Origin of the sequence: Rhizobium sp. TRM96647 (assembly GCF_025780115.1) — a bacterium.
GTDB lineage: Bacteria > Pseudomonadota > Alphaproteobacteria > Rhizobiales > Rhizobiaceae > Mycoplana.
This window is the reverse complement of sequence record NZ_JAOXHF010000004.1, coordinates 125,874-139,723: the sequence shown is the minus strand read 5'-3', so window position 1 is coordinate 139,723 and position 13,850 is coordinate 125,874. Positions and strand designations below refer to the sequence as shown.

Below are 13,850 nucleotides of genomic sequence, written 5' to 3'. Positions count from 1 at the left end.
TCAGGTGGTTGTCAGGCAGAGGCTGCATTCAGCGGGTGGTCATCCACGGCACGAGTGCGAGCATGCGTCTTCTTCCTGCGCGTAAATCCTTAAGGGCATTTGCCACGATCTGCCTGCTCGCAGGGGCCACCCTTGGCGGTTACGCGGCCAATCTGCAGGCGACCGGTAACTTCCATACGGTCATCGAGGGCGAGCTTTACCGTTCGGCCCAGCCGAGCCCGGCGCAGCTTGCCGCCTATGTCAGGGACCACGGCATCCGCACCATCATCAATCTTCGCGGCGAGAATGCCCGGGCGTCGTGGTACGAGGCGGAGCTTCGGACCGCCCATGCGCTCGGCGTTCGTCACATCGACTATCGCATGTCGGCGTCGAAGGAGCTGACGACGAGCCGGGCGGACGAACTCGTCGCCATCATGGCGGCAGCGGAGAAGCCGATCCTCATCCATTGCCAGGCGGGGTCCGACCGGACCGGGCTGGCCTCCGCCCTCTACAGCCTCCGCGTCGCCGGCCGCCGGGAAGGCGAGGCAGAGCGGCAATTGTCGTTCTACTTCGGCCATGTGGGCATTCCGCATCTGTCGGCAGCCTATGCGATGGACACAAGCTGGGAGACGTTCGAGGACTACTACAAGCCCGAGGGGTAGACGTGCCGCCCCGGTGAACAAGCCGCCGGACCACCGCCAGCCTTGCATTTGCCCCGCGGACGTGGGAGGAGGCGCTCCCTTTCGCGCTCCCCTCACATCGGACCCGTCATGACGACCGCCTACGGCCTCGATTTCGGCACCACCAATTCCGTTCTTGCGACCGCCGACGGAGGTTCGACCCGGTCCATCCTCATGCACACGCCGGCCGGCGAGGCGGACACGCTCCGGACCGCGCTCTCCTTCATGAAGGGCGGCAGGGGTGAGCTTTCCTGCGAGGCCGGGCCCGCCGCCATCGCTCAGTTCATCGACAATCCCGGCGAATGCCGTTTCCTGCAGTCGATCAAGACCTTCGCCGCCTCGCCGCTGTTCCAGGGCACGCTGGTCTTCTCAAAACGTTTCGCCTTCGAAGACATCATGCACGCCTTCCTCTCCCGCCTGCGGGACTATGCCGGCGACGCGCTGGACGGGCCTGCGGGACGGGTCGTCGTCGGGCGCCCCGTCCGCTTCGCCGGCAGCAATCCGGACGAGCGGCTGGCGACGGAGCGCTACAACGCCGCACTCGGCCGCTTCGGCTTCCCCGAGATCCACCATGTCTACGAGCCGGTCGCCGCCGCGTTCTATTTCGCCCGCACCCTCGAGCGCGACGCCACCGTGCTCGTCGCCGATTTCGGCGGCGGCACGACGGACTACTCGCTGATCCGCTTCGAGAGCCATGCGGGGCGGATGACGGCGACACCGCTCGGCCATTCCGGCGTGGGCGTGGCCGGCGACAACTTCGATTTCCGCATCATCGACAACATCGTCTCCCCGATCATCGGCAAGGGCTCGATGTTCAGGAGCTTCGACAAGGTGCTCGAGGTGCCCTCGAGCTACTATGCGAATTTCGGCCGCTGGAACCAGCTCTCGATCTTCAAGACGCTGCGCGATTTTGCGGAACTGAAGAAACTCGTCCAGACCAGCCTGGAACCGGAAAAGCTCAAAACCTTCGTCGACCTCATCGAAATGGACGAGGGCTATCCGCTCTACCAGGCCGTCTCCGCCGCGAAGATGCAGCTTTCGGCCGCCGAGGAAGCGGAATTCTCCTTCCCGCCCCTGGGCGACGGCGCGCGCCAGATCGTCAAACGGAGCGATTTCGAGCGCTGGATCGCTCCCGAGCTCCAGCAGATCGAAGGCGCGCTCGACGACGTCCTTGCGAGGACGAACATGGCGGCCGGCGATATCGACAAGGTGTTCCTGACCGGCGGGACGTCGTTCGTCCCCGCTGTCCGGCGGCTGTTCGAGCAGCGCTTCGAGCGCGACCGCATCGAAAGCGGCGGCGAACTGCTCTCCATCGCCCATGGCCTCGCTTTGATCGGCGCACGGGACGATATCGCCGACTGGTCGGCCAGATCGAACTGAAGCGGCGATTGCCGCCCGCCGCGTGGAAAGCCGCCCCTGGGAGCGAGGTACTAGCCCATAGGATCGATTGAGGGACGACAAGGCCGCCCTATCTTGTCGCCATCTTTTCATGGGAGGGCAGCAACATGGTTCGCAGGACTGGCACTTCTTCCGGCGACACACTCCGGGGCACAGGCAAAGACGACCGCCTTGAAGGGCGCGCAGGGGACGACGCGCTCTACGGCCTGGGGGCCGACGACAGGCTCATGGGCGACAGCGGTGACGACACGCTGTCCGGCGGCGACGGAGCCGACAGGCTTCAGGGCGGCAGCGGCAGCGACATTCTCCGCGGCGGCAGAGACGAAGACCGGCTGGAAGGCGACCGCGGGAACGATTTCGTGTATGGCGACGCCGGAAACGACGAACTGAGAGGCGGTCTCGGCGACGACGTCCTGAAGGGCGGAGCCGGTGCGGACAAGCTCAGAGGAGACCTCGGCCAGGACGATCTCTATGGCGGAGGCGGCGCCGACCGGTTCATCTTCAAGAAGGTCGCCGAGTCGACCGCAGATCCCGGCGGCCGCGACACGATCTACGACTTCAGCCTCAAGGGAGGCGATCGCATCGACGTCTCGTCGATCGACGCCAATGGCATATCCTCCGACGGCAATCAGACGTTCCGGTTCATAGCAGACGAGGAATTTCACGGCCGGGCCGGCGAACTTCGCTCTGAAAAACGGGCCGGCGATACGATCGTCCTTGCCGACCGCGATGGCGACGGCGAGGCCGACTTCTCGATCCGTCTCGACGATCCGCTGGTGCTGCAGAAGGGTGATTTCATCCTTTGAGCCAACGGGCCGGCAGGGCCGAGACGCCTTTAGGATCGTTGTGCCCGGAGGCTGCCGGATGGCGCCGGACACCCGGTCCTCAATCAGCATGTGGTCGGCTCCACTTTCTGCGCCTCCTTGTTCATACTAACGTGAACATCCTGACGCGGAGGCCCGGCAGCATGGCGAAGCTCGTCTTCGGAATGAACCAGTCCCTGGACGGTTATGTCGATCACCTGGAAATGCGGACGGGGCCTTTGCTCTTCCGCCACTGGACAGAGCACGTGCGCGACCTGACCGGCAGCGTGTACGGTCGCCGGATGTACGAGACCATGCGCACCTGGGACGAAGACCGTCCCGAGTGGAGTGCGGAGCAACGCGCGTTCGCGGTCGCGTGGAGGCGTCAACCGAAGTGGGTCGTGTCGCGCTCGTTGACGTCGGTCGGCCCCAACGCCACGCTTGTCGAAGACAACGTCGAGGCGGTGATCCGCGACCTGAAGGCCAGGCTTGCCGGGGAGATTGCGGTTTCCGGACCGGACCTGGCGCGGAGCCTGACCGACCTCGGCCTCGTCGATGAATATCGGCTCTACTTCCACCCTTACGTGCTTGGCCGCGGCAAGCCGTTCTTTGCCGGCCCACGGCCGCCGCTCCGCCTTGTTTCCACCGATCGCGTTGGCGAGGACACGGTCAGGCTGACATACGTTCCTGCCTGATCGCGCAAGCCGCCGAACGTGCGGCGACTGGCGGCTTTCGGCCGGCAATCGTGTCGTCAAAGTCGCCGCAAGTGCGTTCGGCCGTGCTTCTGGCGCGAAGCAGTCAGACTCTCGCTTTCCTTGCTATCGTTTGTCTCTTCGGGAAAACCGGATCCCACTTTTCCTGACAAACTCTAGGCTCTGATCAGCTTCGCGGCCGCCTCGCCGGCGCTGTCCATATAGTCGGGGTCCCGGTGGAGAAGCACGACCGCGAACGCGCCGTCGAGCAGGAGAATGATCTGCCGCGCCAGACGCCGCGCCTCGTCGGGCGCGCGCATGTCTGCGAGCACCGCGCAGAGCCAGTCCTCGACCCGCTTCTTGTGCGTGCGGCCGGCGATGATCGCGGGATGTCCCGGCAGGTGGATGAGTTCGACCGAGGTGCGCAGGAAGCCGCACCCCTTCCATTTGGGATGCCGTGCAGCCATTGCGAGATTGCGGAAAATGCCCTGCACCTTGTCGGCGGTGTCGCCGTCGGTCTCGGCAAACCAGCGCTGGAACAGCGCCAGGTTGGGCTGGTCCCTGGCCTCCAGGCAGGCCGCGATCAGATCGTCCTTGCTGCGGAAATGATAGTAGAGGGTCCGCTTGGTCAGCCCGGCCTTTTCGGCGACGGCATCGACGCTGACGGCGCGGATGCCCTCGGCGTGAAAGAGCTTGCCGGCCGCTTCGACGATGCGCTCGCGCGTGGGGATATCGGTCCTGGTCATGTGCCTTTGTATACCGACCAGTGAATATACACAATCTGCCGCAGCCCCTATCGTGCCTCTATGCGCAATCTGCCTCCGCTCCAGACGGCCATCGAAGAAATACCGGTCGAAATCCCCTGTCCGGACGGGGTTCGGCTCGGCGGCCATGTCTGGCAAGCACGACAGGCCGATCCGGCCGGCACCGTCATTGTCAACGCCGCCACCGGCGTCCTCTCGCGCTACTACCACCGCTATGCCCGCTTCCTCGCCGGGCACGGGTTCGACGTGCTCACCTACGACTATCGCGGCATCGGCCTGTCGAGGCCCGAGCGGCTGAAGGGATGCAGCTATCGCTGGCGCGACTGGGGCGAGCGGGACTTCGAGGGCGCCGTCCGGTTCGTCCGGCAACACGGCCGTTGCGACGGGCTGTTCGTGGTGGGCCACAGCATCGGCGGGTTCCTGCCGGGCCTTGCGGAAAGCGCCCACCGGATCGACCGCATGCTGACCGTCGGCGCACAATATGCCTGGTGGGGCGACTATGCCGCCAGCCGGCGGCTCCCCCTGTTCCTCAAATGGCATGTGGCGATGGCTGCGCTGACATGCGCATTCGGCTATTTCCCCGGCCGCCGGCTGGGCTGGCTGGAGGACCTGCCCGCAGGCGTCGCCCATGAATGGAGCTTTCGCGGACAGCGCTTCGAACACAGTCATCGCCCTGCCGAACGGCAAGGCGCGCTCGACCGCATGGCGGCCGTTGCCGCGCCGATCCTGGCGGTGACCGTCTCCGACGACGAGCTCGGCACGCCGGCCGCCATCCGCCGCACGCTGGACTACTACACGCGCGCCGAACGAACGGCGGTCCTGCTTCGGCCAGCGGACTATGGCTGCGACGCCATCGGCCATTTCGGCCTGTTCCACGACAGTCACGCATCCGGCTTCTGGCTCGACACGCTGCTATGGCTGCGCGACGGCCGCAACCCCTGGCCCCGCCACGTCATCGACCTTTGAACCCGGGGGCTTTCATGCGTCGCCTCGCCAAATCGTCAGACGCAGGGTTCGCTTGCTGTCTGTATCGCACCGGAGGAGATTGCCAAACCGCATGACGCAGAGATCCGCGTCGCAGGAACGAAGATTCAGCAGGGAAGCCGGCAACACGTCGTTCGCGGGCGGGCGAACCACCACGAGGTCGATTGCTGCCGTCTCTGATATTCAAGGCGAATCGGGCCGTAGCGATAGAATCGGTGGTGTTCAGCGCCGCTTGGTAAGTGCAACAGTCAGCGGCGATAGCGACTTGAAGGCGGAGAGCGGCGGCAAATGGCGGGCCGAAGACGAAGAATCGGAGAACTACACCTACGCTATGGCCCTCTAAAGCGCACGCGACTACTGCTGGCTCTATGACCCCATGACCAGAAGACCTGACTTCTCCACATGCGCTTGGCCAGTTGGTAGGATTTGCGCTGTTGCTGCCCTTTCGTCGAAGTGCACCCATGCTTTCTTATGGAGATCCTTGAGGACCTTACGTTTAAAATCAGTTCCGTTTTTGTATTCGACCCAACCTTGCAGTTGGGTGACGGTCGCCGGCTTGCCTTCCGCGTAGAGCAAAATTAGCACCTTTTGACTTGCAGTTTTCACCGGCTCAAGCACTCGCCGTATATCGCCATTAGACCAAACCATGTGGAATGTTCGAGCGGTGACCGCTTCGACGACGGCATAAGAATCAGACAGAGCCAGTTGCGAATAGTTGCGAACAAGCTCGCTCATGATCCATTTCATACCACGCAGGAAAAACTCTGCATCCATGTGGTTAGGACTAACTTCAGCCGAAACATGACCAATCGCCCGATTGTTCCGAAGTTCGTAAAGCGCAGCCAAAACCTTCGGTACCTGCATACAGAGCGAGCGTCCTTTGGTGCCGTTATATTGTTCTAGATCTCGGCATGCCTGAGGAAAGTTCCCCGGCTTTGATGGCCTTGTCGTATAAGTTCCCGTCGCGTGCCCGGCGCATATACAATAAGCGACTTCGCAGAATTTTCCTGCCTTGAGACCAACCTTTTCCCAGTCACTGGCACGGTACTCGTCAAGTGCTTGCTCGAATTCCTCGATTAGAGGCGTGCGCAGGCCCAAAGGAATTGTTTTGAGAGTGTCTTGGAGGTTAGGGAGACTCAAGCGTCAATCCCTGTCCCAGTAATACTTGAAAGGACCGGAACCATCTTTTGTTCTTTGAAGAAGCCCTCTCTTAAAAAGTGACTCACCTGCTGCGGCGACCTGATTTGATTTGTGAGTAAAGCCTTTTTCAGCAAGGCCGACTACTATATCGCTCCCGCCACGTTTCGTCTTGAAGAAGCCCTCCTCCTTCAGCGCCAGAATCCTATCCGCACAAGTATGACCTTTGGGAGCGACACTCCGCTTGCGCTTCACTTTGGACTTTGTGCCGCTTCCGTTATCCTCGGAGGCCTCGACATCAAGGTTGCTGTTCGTGTCGCTCTAAACAGACTGAACCTCTTCATTCTGTACCGGGCGACTGCCAAAGCCCACCTCTTCGATGAGCGGGAACAGCTTTGCGAGAAGCCCCTCTACGAAGTCTTTTTCGCCTTCAATTTCGATAACGCCTGCCGGCGCATCGATGTGAACTCTGTTTGTCACCTAGCCCCCCCCAATCGTAGGTAAAACACAATTCTCGCCTGAGTTGAATTGCCGATCAAGTGTTTTCCAGAACTGGCTAAGTCCACAGACACCTAGCTATACAGAGGCTCGGGTTTGACGACCATTATGGATTGCGCAACATGGTGATTTACGTCACCCCATATGGTCTAGAATCGGCGGATTGCCATTCCGCATGTTGGAATGCGGCCATCAGCGACAATATCGCAGCATAGAGGGCAATCGGCGGCAAATGGCGGACAGAGAGGGATTCGAACCCTCGATACGCTTTCACGTATACACGCGTTCCAGGCGTGCGCCTTCAACCACTCGGCCACCTGTCCATCCGTTGACGGCCGGTGGTCAGTCCGGCACGGACCGCGCCGCTGTTTCCAGTGGGCGGGACGGCGCGATATATACCGATGATGGCTGCGGGATCAACCGCTTTCTGACAGAATTTTGACCGTCTTCGATCGTGTTGCGGCATGGCCGATTGCAACGGATGGCGGCGGCTCTTATCTATAGGCGGAAGCAAGGGATTGGCCCGAAGGTCCTGCCGGAGTGATACCGTCGATGATACGCTTCGTTTTCAGGATGCTCAGCCTCGTGGCGCTGACGCTCGCGGTGATGGCGGCGTCGCTGGATGCGATCCAGTCCGTGGCGGCGTCCACGCCCGTGCTGACGCCGCTCGCGGTCGCCTGGAGTGCGGTCAGTCCCGAATCGATCGCGTTTGTCGCCGACACGCTGATGAACCGCGTGCATCCGGTCCTCTGGAACCCGGCGGCGCTCTGGGTGCTGTCGCAACCGGCCGCGATCGTGCTGCTGGTGCTGGCGCTGCTCCTCTGGATGATCGGCTACAAGCGCCGGCCGTTCGCGGGCCGCTTCACCGCCTGAAGGACAACGTCCTGACCGACCATGAAGGATGCCCGGAGCTTACGGGCCTGAAAGGAGTATTTCGCGTGTTCCTGATCGACATGTTCAACAAGAAGACGACGATGCCGGCGGCGGACGCAGCGCTCCCCGGCCGCCCGGAGCCGATCCCGACGGCGGAGACGCACTTCGTCAACGGGCACCCGCTCAAGGGCCCCTACCCCGACAATACCCGCGGCATCCTTCTCGGGCTCGGCTGCTTCTGGGGTGCGGAGCGCCTCTACTGGCAGATCCCGGGGGTCTATGTCACGGTCGTCGGCTATTCCGGCGGGTTCACGCCGAACCCGACCTACCAGGAGACGACGACGGGCCTGACGGGGCACACGGAGGTGGTTCGGGTCGTCTACGACCCCAGCGTCGTTTCGCTGGAGGATCTTCTGAAGGTGTTCTTCGAGGAGCACGACCCCACCCAGGGCATGCGCCAGGGCAACGATATCGGAACGACCTACCGTTCGGCGATCTATACGACCGGTGACGACCAGCTGGAGACGGCGCTGAGGGTGCGCGACCGGTACCAGGCCGCCCTCGACGCGGCCGGGCACGGCAGCAGGATCACGACGGAAATCGCGCCGGCCGGCGCGTTCTATTTCGCCGAGCCCTATCACCAGCAATATCTGGCGAAAAACCCCGGCGGCTACTGCGGCCTGCGCGGGACCGGGGTCTCCTGCGCCATCGGCTGAGGTGCCTCTCCCGGTTGTAGCGAAGCCCTCGACGGCGGGCCCTGGCAGGCCCGCCACGTTTTTTTACCAACTGAAAAAATTGTCGTGAAATTTTGTGGCGGGCATGCAAGGATCGCCGCGTCTGATCCTCGGGAACAGGGTTGGCGCTCCGCAGACCGTCATTCACGGACGTGCGGGAGGACCCAAAAAAATCAATAGCAACAGGGCTGCACGATGAAAAAAACCTTGCTTACTTTCCTTGCCACTGCGGCCATGTCGGCGACGGCGCTTGCGGCCGACATCAAGCCGGCGATCATCTACGACCTCGGCGGCAAGTTCGACAAATCCTTCAACGAAGCAGCCTTCAACGGCGCCGAAAAGTTCAAGACCGAGACCGGCATCGAATATCGCGACTTCGAGATCGCCAACGACGCGCAGCGCGAACAGGCGCTCCGCCGCTTCGCCGGCGACGGCAACAACCCGATCGTGATGGCCGGCTTCTCCTGGGCCGCCACGCTGGAGAAGGTCGCAGCCGAATATCCGGACACCAAGTTCGCCATCATCGACATGGTCGTCGACAAGCCGAACGTCCGCTCCGTCGTCTTCAAGGAAGAGGAAGGCTCCTGGCTCGCCGGCATCATGGCCGCGATGGCTTCGAAGTCGAAGACCGTCTCCTTCGTCGGCGGCATGGACATTCCGCTGATCCACAAGTTCGCCTGCGGCTATATCGGCGGCGCCAAGTCCACGGGTTCGGATGTCAACGTGCTGGAAGCCTATACCGGCACCACGCCCGACGCCTGGAACGACCCGGTCAAGGGCGGCGAGATCGCCAAGTCGCAGTTCGACCAGGGTTCGGACGTCGTCTATCACGCAGCCGGCGGCACCGGCGTGGGCGTGCTGCAGGCCGCGGCCGATGCGGGTAAGCTCGGCATCGGCGTCGATTCCAACCAGAACATGCTGCATCCCGGCAAGGTGCTGACCTCGATGCTGAAGCGCGTCGACGTCGCCGTCTACGATGCCTTCAAGACGGCGAACGACGGCAACTTCGCCCCCGGCATCAACGTTCTGGGCCTAAAGGAAGACGGCGTCGGCGTCGCCATGGACGACGACAATGCGCCGCTGATCACGCCGGAAATGAAGGCTGCGATCGACAAGGCCACGGCCGACATCATCGCCGGCACGGTCACCGTCCACGACTACATGTCGGACGAGACCTGCCCGTACTGATCGCCATTGCCACAGGCGGCCCGCCGGTCTCGCAACGAGCCGGCGGGCTTTCCGTTTCTGCCGGAAGCGTCAGTAGTGCGGCGGGCGGGTGATCGCGGGCGCCTCGAGCGCGCTCTCCTCCAGGGCGAGGAAGCGATCGGTCAGCCGGTCCAGCTTCGTCCGCATCTGCTCGACCACCTTCCACTGCTCCGTCAACTGGTCGGAAAGCTCCTCGATGGTGCGGCTCTGGTGGGCCACGTGCTCCTCCAGGGCGGCGATGCGACCGGCATGGTCATCGGCGGGATTTACGGGATTGGTCATAGTTCGTCGGCCTTCCGCTTCGTTGCGGTGGATCTACCGAATGGCGCAGCCGCCCGCAATGATGCTGGACAAGCGTAACGGAAGCAACAAGACTGAACGGGAAGACTGGCCGGAGGTGGCCGCACGTCCGCGCCCAGGCAGGCCGGCGGCGTCCACATACGAGAACAACGGATCGTCATGGGTGAACTGGCAATCGAACTGAAAGGCATCGACAAGAGCTTCGGCCTCGTCCATGCCAACAAGGACATCAACCTGAAGGTCCGCAAAGGGACCATTCACGGCATCATCGGCGAGAACGGGGCGGGCAAGTCGACGCTGATGTCGATCCTCTACGGCTTCTACCAGGCCGATCGCGGCGAGATCCTCGTCGACGGACGCACGATCAGCATTCGCGATCCGAATGCGGCGATCGCGGCCGGCATCGGCATGGTGCACCAGCACTTCATGCTGGTGGAGAACTTCACGGTCCTGGAAAATGTCATGCTGGGCGCCGAGGAAAGCTGGATCCTGAACGCCGGCATCGCCCAGGCGCGGGCGGAACTGAAGCGGCTGGAGAGGGAATATGCGCTGGAGGTCGATCCCGACGCGGTGATCGAGGAACTGCCGGTCGGACTGCAGCAGCGCGTCGAGATCCTCAAGGCGCTCTACCGCAAGGCCGACATCCTGATCCTCGACGAGCCGACGGGCGTGCTGACGCCGGCAGAAGCGGACCACCTGTTCCGGATCCTCGAACAGCTGAAGGCGCAGGGAAAGACGGTCATCCTCATCACCCACAAGCTGCGCGAGATCATGGCGATCACCGACGAGGTCTCCGTCATGCGCCGCGGCGAGATGGTGGCGACGCGCGAGACCGACAAGACCTCGGTGGAGGAACTGGCGGAGCTTATGGTCGGCCGCCGCGTGCTGCTGCGCGTGAAAAAGGGCACAGCACATCCGGGCGACGTGAAGCTCTCGGTGAAGAACCTGACCGTGCGCGACGGCCGCGGCGTGACCATGGTGGACGACGTTTCCCTTGATCTGCGCGCCGGCGAGATCGTCGGCATCGCCGGCGTCGCCGGCAACGGCCAGTCCGAGCTTCTAGAGGCGATCGCCGGCATCCGCCGCGCCGTCTCCGGCAACGTGGAGCTGAACGGCCGGGCGATCGACGTCACCGGCCATGCCGATCCGGCCGAACTGCGCCAGCGCGGGCTGGCGCATGTGCCGGAGGACCGCCACCATGTCGGCCTAGTCTTGAAATTCGAGGAGAGCGAGAACGCCATCCTCGGCTATCATGACGACCCGCAATACCGGAAGGGCCTCCTTCTCGACATCGACGCGATCCGCGCCGATGCGGAAGAGAAGATCCGGAAATATGACATCCGCCCGCCGAACGCGCGGCTGAAGACGGCCAATTTCTCCGGCGGTAACCAGCAGAAGATCGTGCTGGCCCGCGAGATGGAGCGCGGGCCCGACGTGCTGATCATCGGCCAACCGACCCGCGGCGTCGACGTTGGCGCGATCGAATTCATCCATAAGCGCATCATCGAGATGCGCGACCAGGGCAAGGCGGTGCTGCTCGTCTCGGTCGAGCTCGACGAGATCCGGGCGCTGTCCGACCGGATCCTCGTGATGTTTGCCGGCCGCGTCGTCGGCGAACGGTCCCCCGATGCCTCCGAAGGCGAGCTCGGCCTCCTGATGGCCGGCGTCGAAGGCCCGAAGGAGGCCGCGCAATGAGCACCCCCTATGCGAAGCTGCCGGGCTGGGTCGAATATGGCCTCATCCCGCTCGTCAATCTCGTCGTCGCCTTTGCGGTTGCGGGACTCGTGGTACTGCTCGTCGGCGAGAGCCCGCTGGAGGCGGCCTACCACATGATCAACGGCGCCTTCGGGCGCGGCGAATATATCGGCTTCACGCTCTACTACGCCACCACCTTCATCTTCACCGGGCTCGCCGTTGCCGTCGCCTTCCATGCCGGGCTGTTCAACATCGGCGGAGAAGGGCAGGCCTATGTCGCCGGCATCGGCGTGGCGCTCGCCTGCCTCTGGCTCGACCGGATCATGCCCTGGTACGTCGTCTTTCCGGTGGCGATCCTCGGGGCCGGGTTGTTCGGCGCCGCCTGGGCGTTCCTGCCCGGCTGGTTCCAGGCCAAGCGCGGCAGCCATATCGTGATCACCACGATCATGTTCAACTTCATCGCCGCGAGCCTGATGAACTACATGCTCAACCGGGTGATGAAGCCGCTCGGCTCGATGTCGCTGGAGACGCGGACCTTCGACACCGGCGGGCAGCTGCCGAAACTCGACTGGCTGATGTCGATCTTCGGCCTGAGCGTCGGCACCTCGCCCTTCAACGTCACCTTCCTGCTGGCGCTGGCGGCAGCCTTCGGCGTCTGGGTGCTGATCTGGCGCACCAAGCTCGGCTACGAAATGCGCACCATGGGCCACAGCCCGCAGGCGGCGCGCTATGCCGGCATCAAGGAGGCGCGCATCATCATCATCACCATGATGATCTCCGGCGCGCTCGCCGGCATGATGGCGCTGAACCCGATCATGGGCGAGACCTATCGCATGCAGCTCGACTTCGTGCAGGGCGCCGGCTTCGTCGGCATCGCCGTCGCACTGATGGGGCGCTCGCATCCCGCCGGCATCATCCCCGCGGCAGTCCTGTTCGGCGTGCTCTACCAGGGCGGCGCCGAGATCGCCTTCGAGATGCCGTCGATCTCGCGCGACATGATCGTCATCATCCAGGGTCTCGTGATCCTCTTCGCCGGCGCGCTGGAGCATATGTTCCGCCCCGCCATCACCCGCGCCGTCCTCGCCCTCTCCGGACGCGGACGCGCGGACGCGGCCGTCAAGGGAGCCTGAGGCCATGGATTATCTTCAGCTCTTCCTCGAGCTTGCGCAATCGACCGTCCGGCTCTCGACACCGCTGATCCTCGCAGCCCTTGCCGGCCTCTTCACCGAACGCGCCGGCGTCTTCGACATCGGCCTGGAGGGCAAGATGCTGGGCGGCGCCTTTGCCGCCGGCTGCGTCGCCTTCGTCGCGCAGTCGGCGATGGCCGGGCTTCTGGCGGCCGTCGTCGTCTCCGTGCTCCTGTCGTTGGTGCACGGCTATGCCTCGATCACCCAGCGGGGCAACCAGATCGTCTCGGGTGTCGCCATCAACTTCATCGTCGCCGGCGCCACCGTCATCCTTGGCGAGGCGTGGTTCCATCAGGGCGGCCGCACGCCGGCGCTCGCCGAAGGCGCCCGCTTCCAGGTGATCGAGCTTCCCTTCGCCGAGGCGTTGCGCGGCGTACCGCTGCTCGGGCCGATCTATGCCGAGCTGATCTCCGGCCACCAGGCGCTGACCTATCTCGCCTTCCTGATGGTGCCGGCCAGCTGGTGGATCCTCTACCGCACGCGGTTCGGCCTGCGGCTCAGGGCCGTCGGCGAGAATCCGGGCGCGGTCGACACGGCCGGCATCTCGGTGATCTGGATGCGCTACCGCGGCGTGATCTGCTGCGGCATCCTGTGCGGCATCGCCGGCGCCTACCTGTCGCTTGCCGCCAATGCCGGCTGGACCAAGGGGATGACGGCCGGCAAGGGCTATATCGCGCTCGCAGCCCTGATCTTCGCCAAGTGGCGGCCGGTGCCGGTCATGTTCGCCTGCCTGCTGTTCGGCTTCCTCGACGCGTTCGCGATCCGCTATCAGAGCACGCCACTGCCGCTGATCGGCAAGGTGCCGGTACAATTGATGCAGGCCCTGCCCTATATCCTCACCGTGGTGCTGCTGGCAGGCTTCATCGGCAAGGCCATTCCGCCGCGGGCCGGCGGCGTGCCGTATGTGAAGGAGCGGTGAG

General features: G+C 63.7%; 16 protein-coding genes and 1 tRNA gene. 12 read left to right on the top strand and 5 right to left on the bottom strand.

Features of this window, described 5'->3' with window-relative positions; all coding sequences use genetic code 11:
- Positions 1 to 62 precede the first annotated feature (62 nt).
- The 4 genes from OCK02_RS09200 (at position 63) to OCK02_RS09185 (ending at position 3,555) form a co-directional block, all read left to right on the top strand.
- Complete coding sequence (locus tag OCK02_RS09200) at positions 63 to 641, top strand: dual specificity protein phosphatase family protein (RefSeq protein WP_263812792.1); 579 nt, start codon at positions 63 to 65, stop codon at positions 639 to 641.
- A 108-nt stretch (positions 642 to 749) separates the two neighbouring features.
- Positions 750 to 2,039, top strand: coding sequence for an Hsp70 family protein (locus tag OCK02_RS09195; RefSeq protein WP_263812791.1), 1,290 nt, complete (start codon positions 750 to 752; stop codon positions 2,037 to 2,039).
- 125 nt (positions 2,040 to 2,164) lie between these two features.
- Positions 2,165 to 2,863 (top strand): calcium-binding protein, encoded by a 699-nt coding sequence (locus OCK02_RS09190; protein ID WP_263812790.1) that lies wholly within the window; start codon positions 2,165 to 2,167, stop codon positions 2,861 to 2,863.
- A 161-nt stretch (positions 2,864 to 3,024) separates the two neighbouring features.
- Positions 3,025 to 3,555 carry a dihydrofolate reductase family protein gene (locus tag OCK02_RS09185; RefSeq protein ID WP_263812789.1) on the top strand — a complete coding sequence of 177 codons (531 nt, stop codon included), beginning with the start codon at positions 3,025 to 3,027 and terminating at the stop codon, positions 3,553 to 3,555.
- Positions 3,556 to 3,728: 173 nt separating this feature from the next.
- On the opposite strand, the gene OCK02_RS09180 is transcribed toward OCK02_RS09185, so the two are convergent.
- Positions 3,729 to 4,298 (bottom strand): TetR/AcrR family transcriptional regulator, encoded by a 570-nt coding sequence (locus tag OCK02_RS09180; RefSeq protein ID WP_263812788.1) that lies wholly within the window; start codon positions 4,296 to 4,298, stop codon positions 3,729 to 3,731.
- A gap of 60 nt (positions 4,299 to 4,358) precedes the next feature.
- Here OCK02_RS09180 and OCK02_RS09175 point away from each other — a divergent pair, with 60 nt between their 5' ends.
- Positions 4,359 to 5,282 (top strand): alpha/beta fold hydrolase, encoded by a 924-nt coding sequence (locus tag OCK02_RS09175; protein WP_263812787.1) that lies wholly within the window; start codon positions 4,359 to 4,361, stop codon positions 5,280 to 5,282.
- Positions 5,283 to 5,373: 91 nt separating this feature from the next.
- Positions 5,374 to 5,643: a hypothetical protein gene (locus OCK02_RS09170; protein WP_263812786.1), complete on the top strand. Its 270-nt coding sequence runs from the start codon at positions 5,374 to 5,376 to the stop codon at positions 5,641 to 5,643.
- A 23-nt stretch (positions 5,644 to 5,666) separates the two neighbouring features.
- On the opposite strand, the gene OCK02_RS09165 is transcribed toward OCK02_RS09170, so the two are convergent.
- From OCK02_RS09165 to OCK02_RS09155, 3 genes are all read right to left on the bottom strand, one after another.
- On the bottom strand, positions 5,667 to 6,440 hold the full coding sequence (locus OCK02_RS09165; RefSeq protein WP_263812785.1) for a hypothetical protein: 774 nt from the start codon (positions 6,438 to 6,440) through the stop codon (positions 5,667 to 5,669).
- Positions 6,441 to 6,758: 318 nt separating this feature from the next.
- Complete coding sequence (locus OCK02_RS09160) at positions 6,759 to 6,917, bottom strand: hypothetical protein (RefSeq protein ID WP_263812784.1); 159 nt, start codon at positions 6,915 to 6,917, stop codon at positions 6,759 to 6,761.
- A 251-nt stretch (positions 6,918 to 7,168) separates the two neighbouring features.
- Positions 7,169 to 7,258 (bottom strand) — tRNA-Ser (locus OCK02_RS09155).
- A 232-nt stretch (positions 7,259 to 7,490) separates the two neighbouring features.
- Between OCK02_RS09155 and OCK02_RS09150 the strand changes: the two genes are divergently transcribed.
- The 3 genes from OCK02_RS09150 to OCK02_RS09140 all read left to right on the top strand — a co-directional run bounded on the left by OCK02_RS09150 (position 7,491) and on the right by OCK02_RS09140 (position 9,730).
- Entirely contained in the window at positions 7,491 to 7,808 is a 318-nt protein-coding gene (locus OCK02_RS09150) for a hypothetical protein (RefSeq protein WP_263813031.1), read from the top strand.
- A gap of 65 nt (positions 7,809 to 7,873) precedes the next feature.
- Complete coding sequence (gene msrA, locus OCK02_RS09145) at positions 7,874 to 8,524, top strand: peptide-methionine (S)-S-oxide reductase MsrA (protein ID WP_263812783.1); 651 nt, start codon at positions 7,874 to 7,876, stop codon at positions 8,522 to 8,524.
- Between the two features lie 213 nt (positions 8,525 to 8,737).
- Positions 8,738 to 9,730 carry a BMP family lipoprotein gene (locus OCK02_RS09140; RefSeq protein ID WP_263812782.1) on the top strand — a complete coding sequence of 331 codons (993 nt, stop codon included), beginning with the start codon at positions 8,738 to 8,740 and terminating at the stop codon, positions 9,728 to 9,730.
- A gap of 69 nt (positions 9,731 to 9,799) precedes the next feature.
- Here OCK02_RS09140 and OCK02_RS09135 read toward each other — a convergent pair whose 3' ends face one another.
- Positions 9,800 to 10,030, bottom strand: coding sequence for a SlyX family protein (locus OCK02_RS09135; protein ID WP_263812781.1), 231 nt, complete (start codon positions 10,028 to 10,030; stop codon positions 9,800 to 9,802).
- Between the two features lie 177 nt (positions 10,031 to 10,207).
- Between OCK02_RS09135 and OCK02_RS09130 the strand changes: the two genes are divergently transcribed.
- From OCK02_RS09130 to OCK02_RS09120, 3 genes are read left to right on the top strand one after another with little or no spacing between them, the layout of a single operon-like run.
- Entirely contained in the window at positions 10,208 to 11,743 is a 1,536-nt protein-coding gene (locus tag OCK02_RS09130; protein ID WP_263812780.1) for an ABC transporter ATP-binding protein, read from the top strand.
- Positions 11,740 to 12,873: an ABC transporter permease gene (locus tag OCK02_RS09125; RefSeq protein WP_263812779.1), complete on the top strand. Its 1,134-nt coding sequence runs from the start codon at positions 11,740 to 11,742 to the stop codon at positions 12,871 to 12,873. Before OCK02_RS09130 ends, OCK02_RS09125 begins: the two co-directional genes overlap by 4 nt.
- Positions 12,874 to 12,877: 4 nt before the next feature.
- The gene (locus OCK02_RS09120) at positions 12,878 to 13,849 is read left to right on the top strand and encodes an ABC transporter permease (RefSeq protein ID WP_230807844.1); all 972 of its coding nucleotides are present in this window, start codon (positions 12,878 to 12,880) and stop codon (positions 13,847 to 13,849) included.
- Position 13,850: the final 1 nt, after the last annotated feature.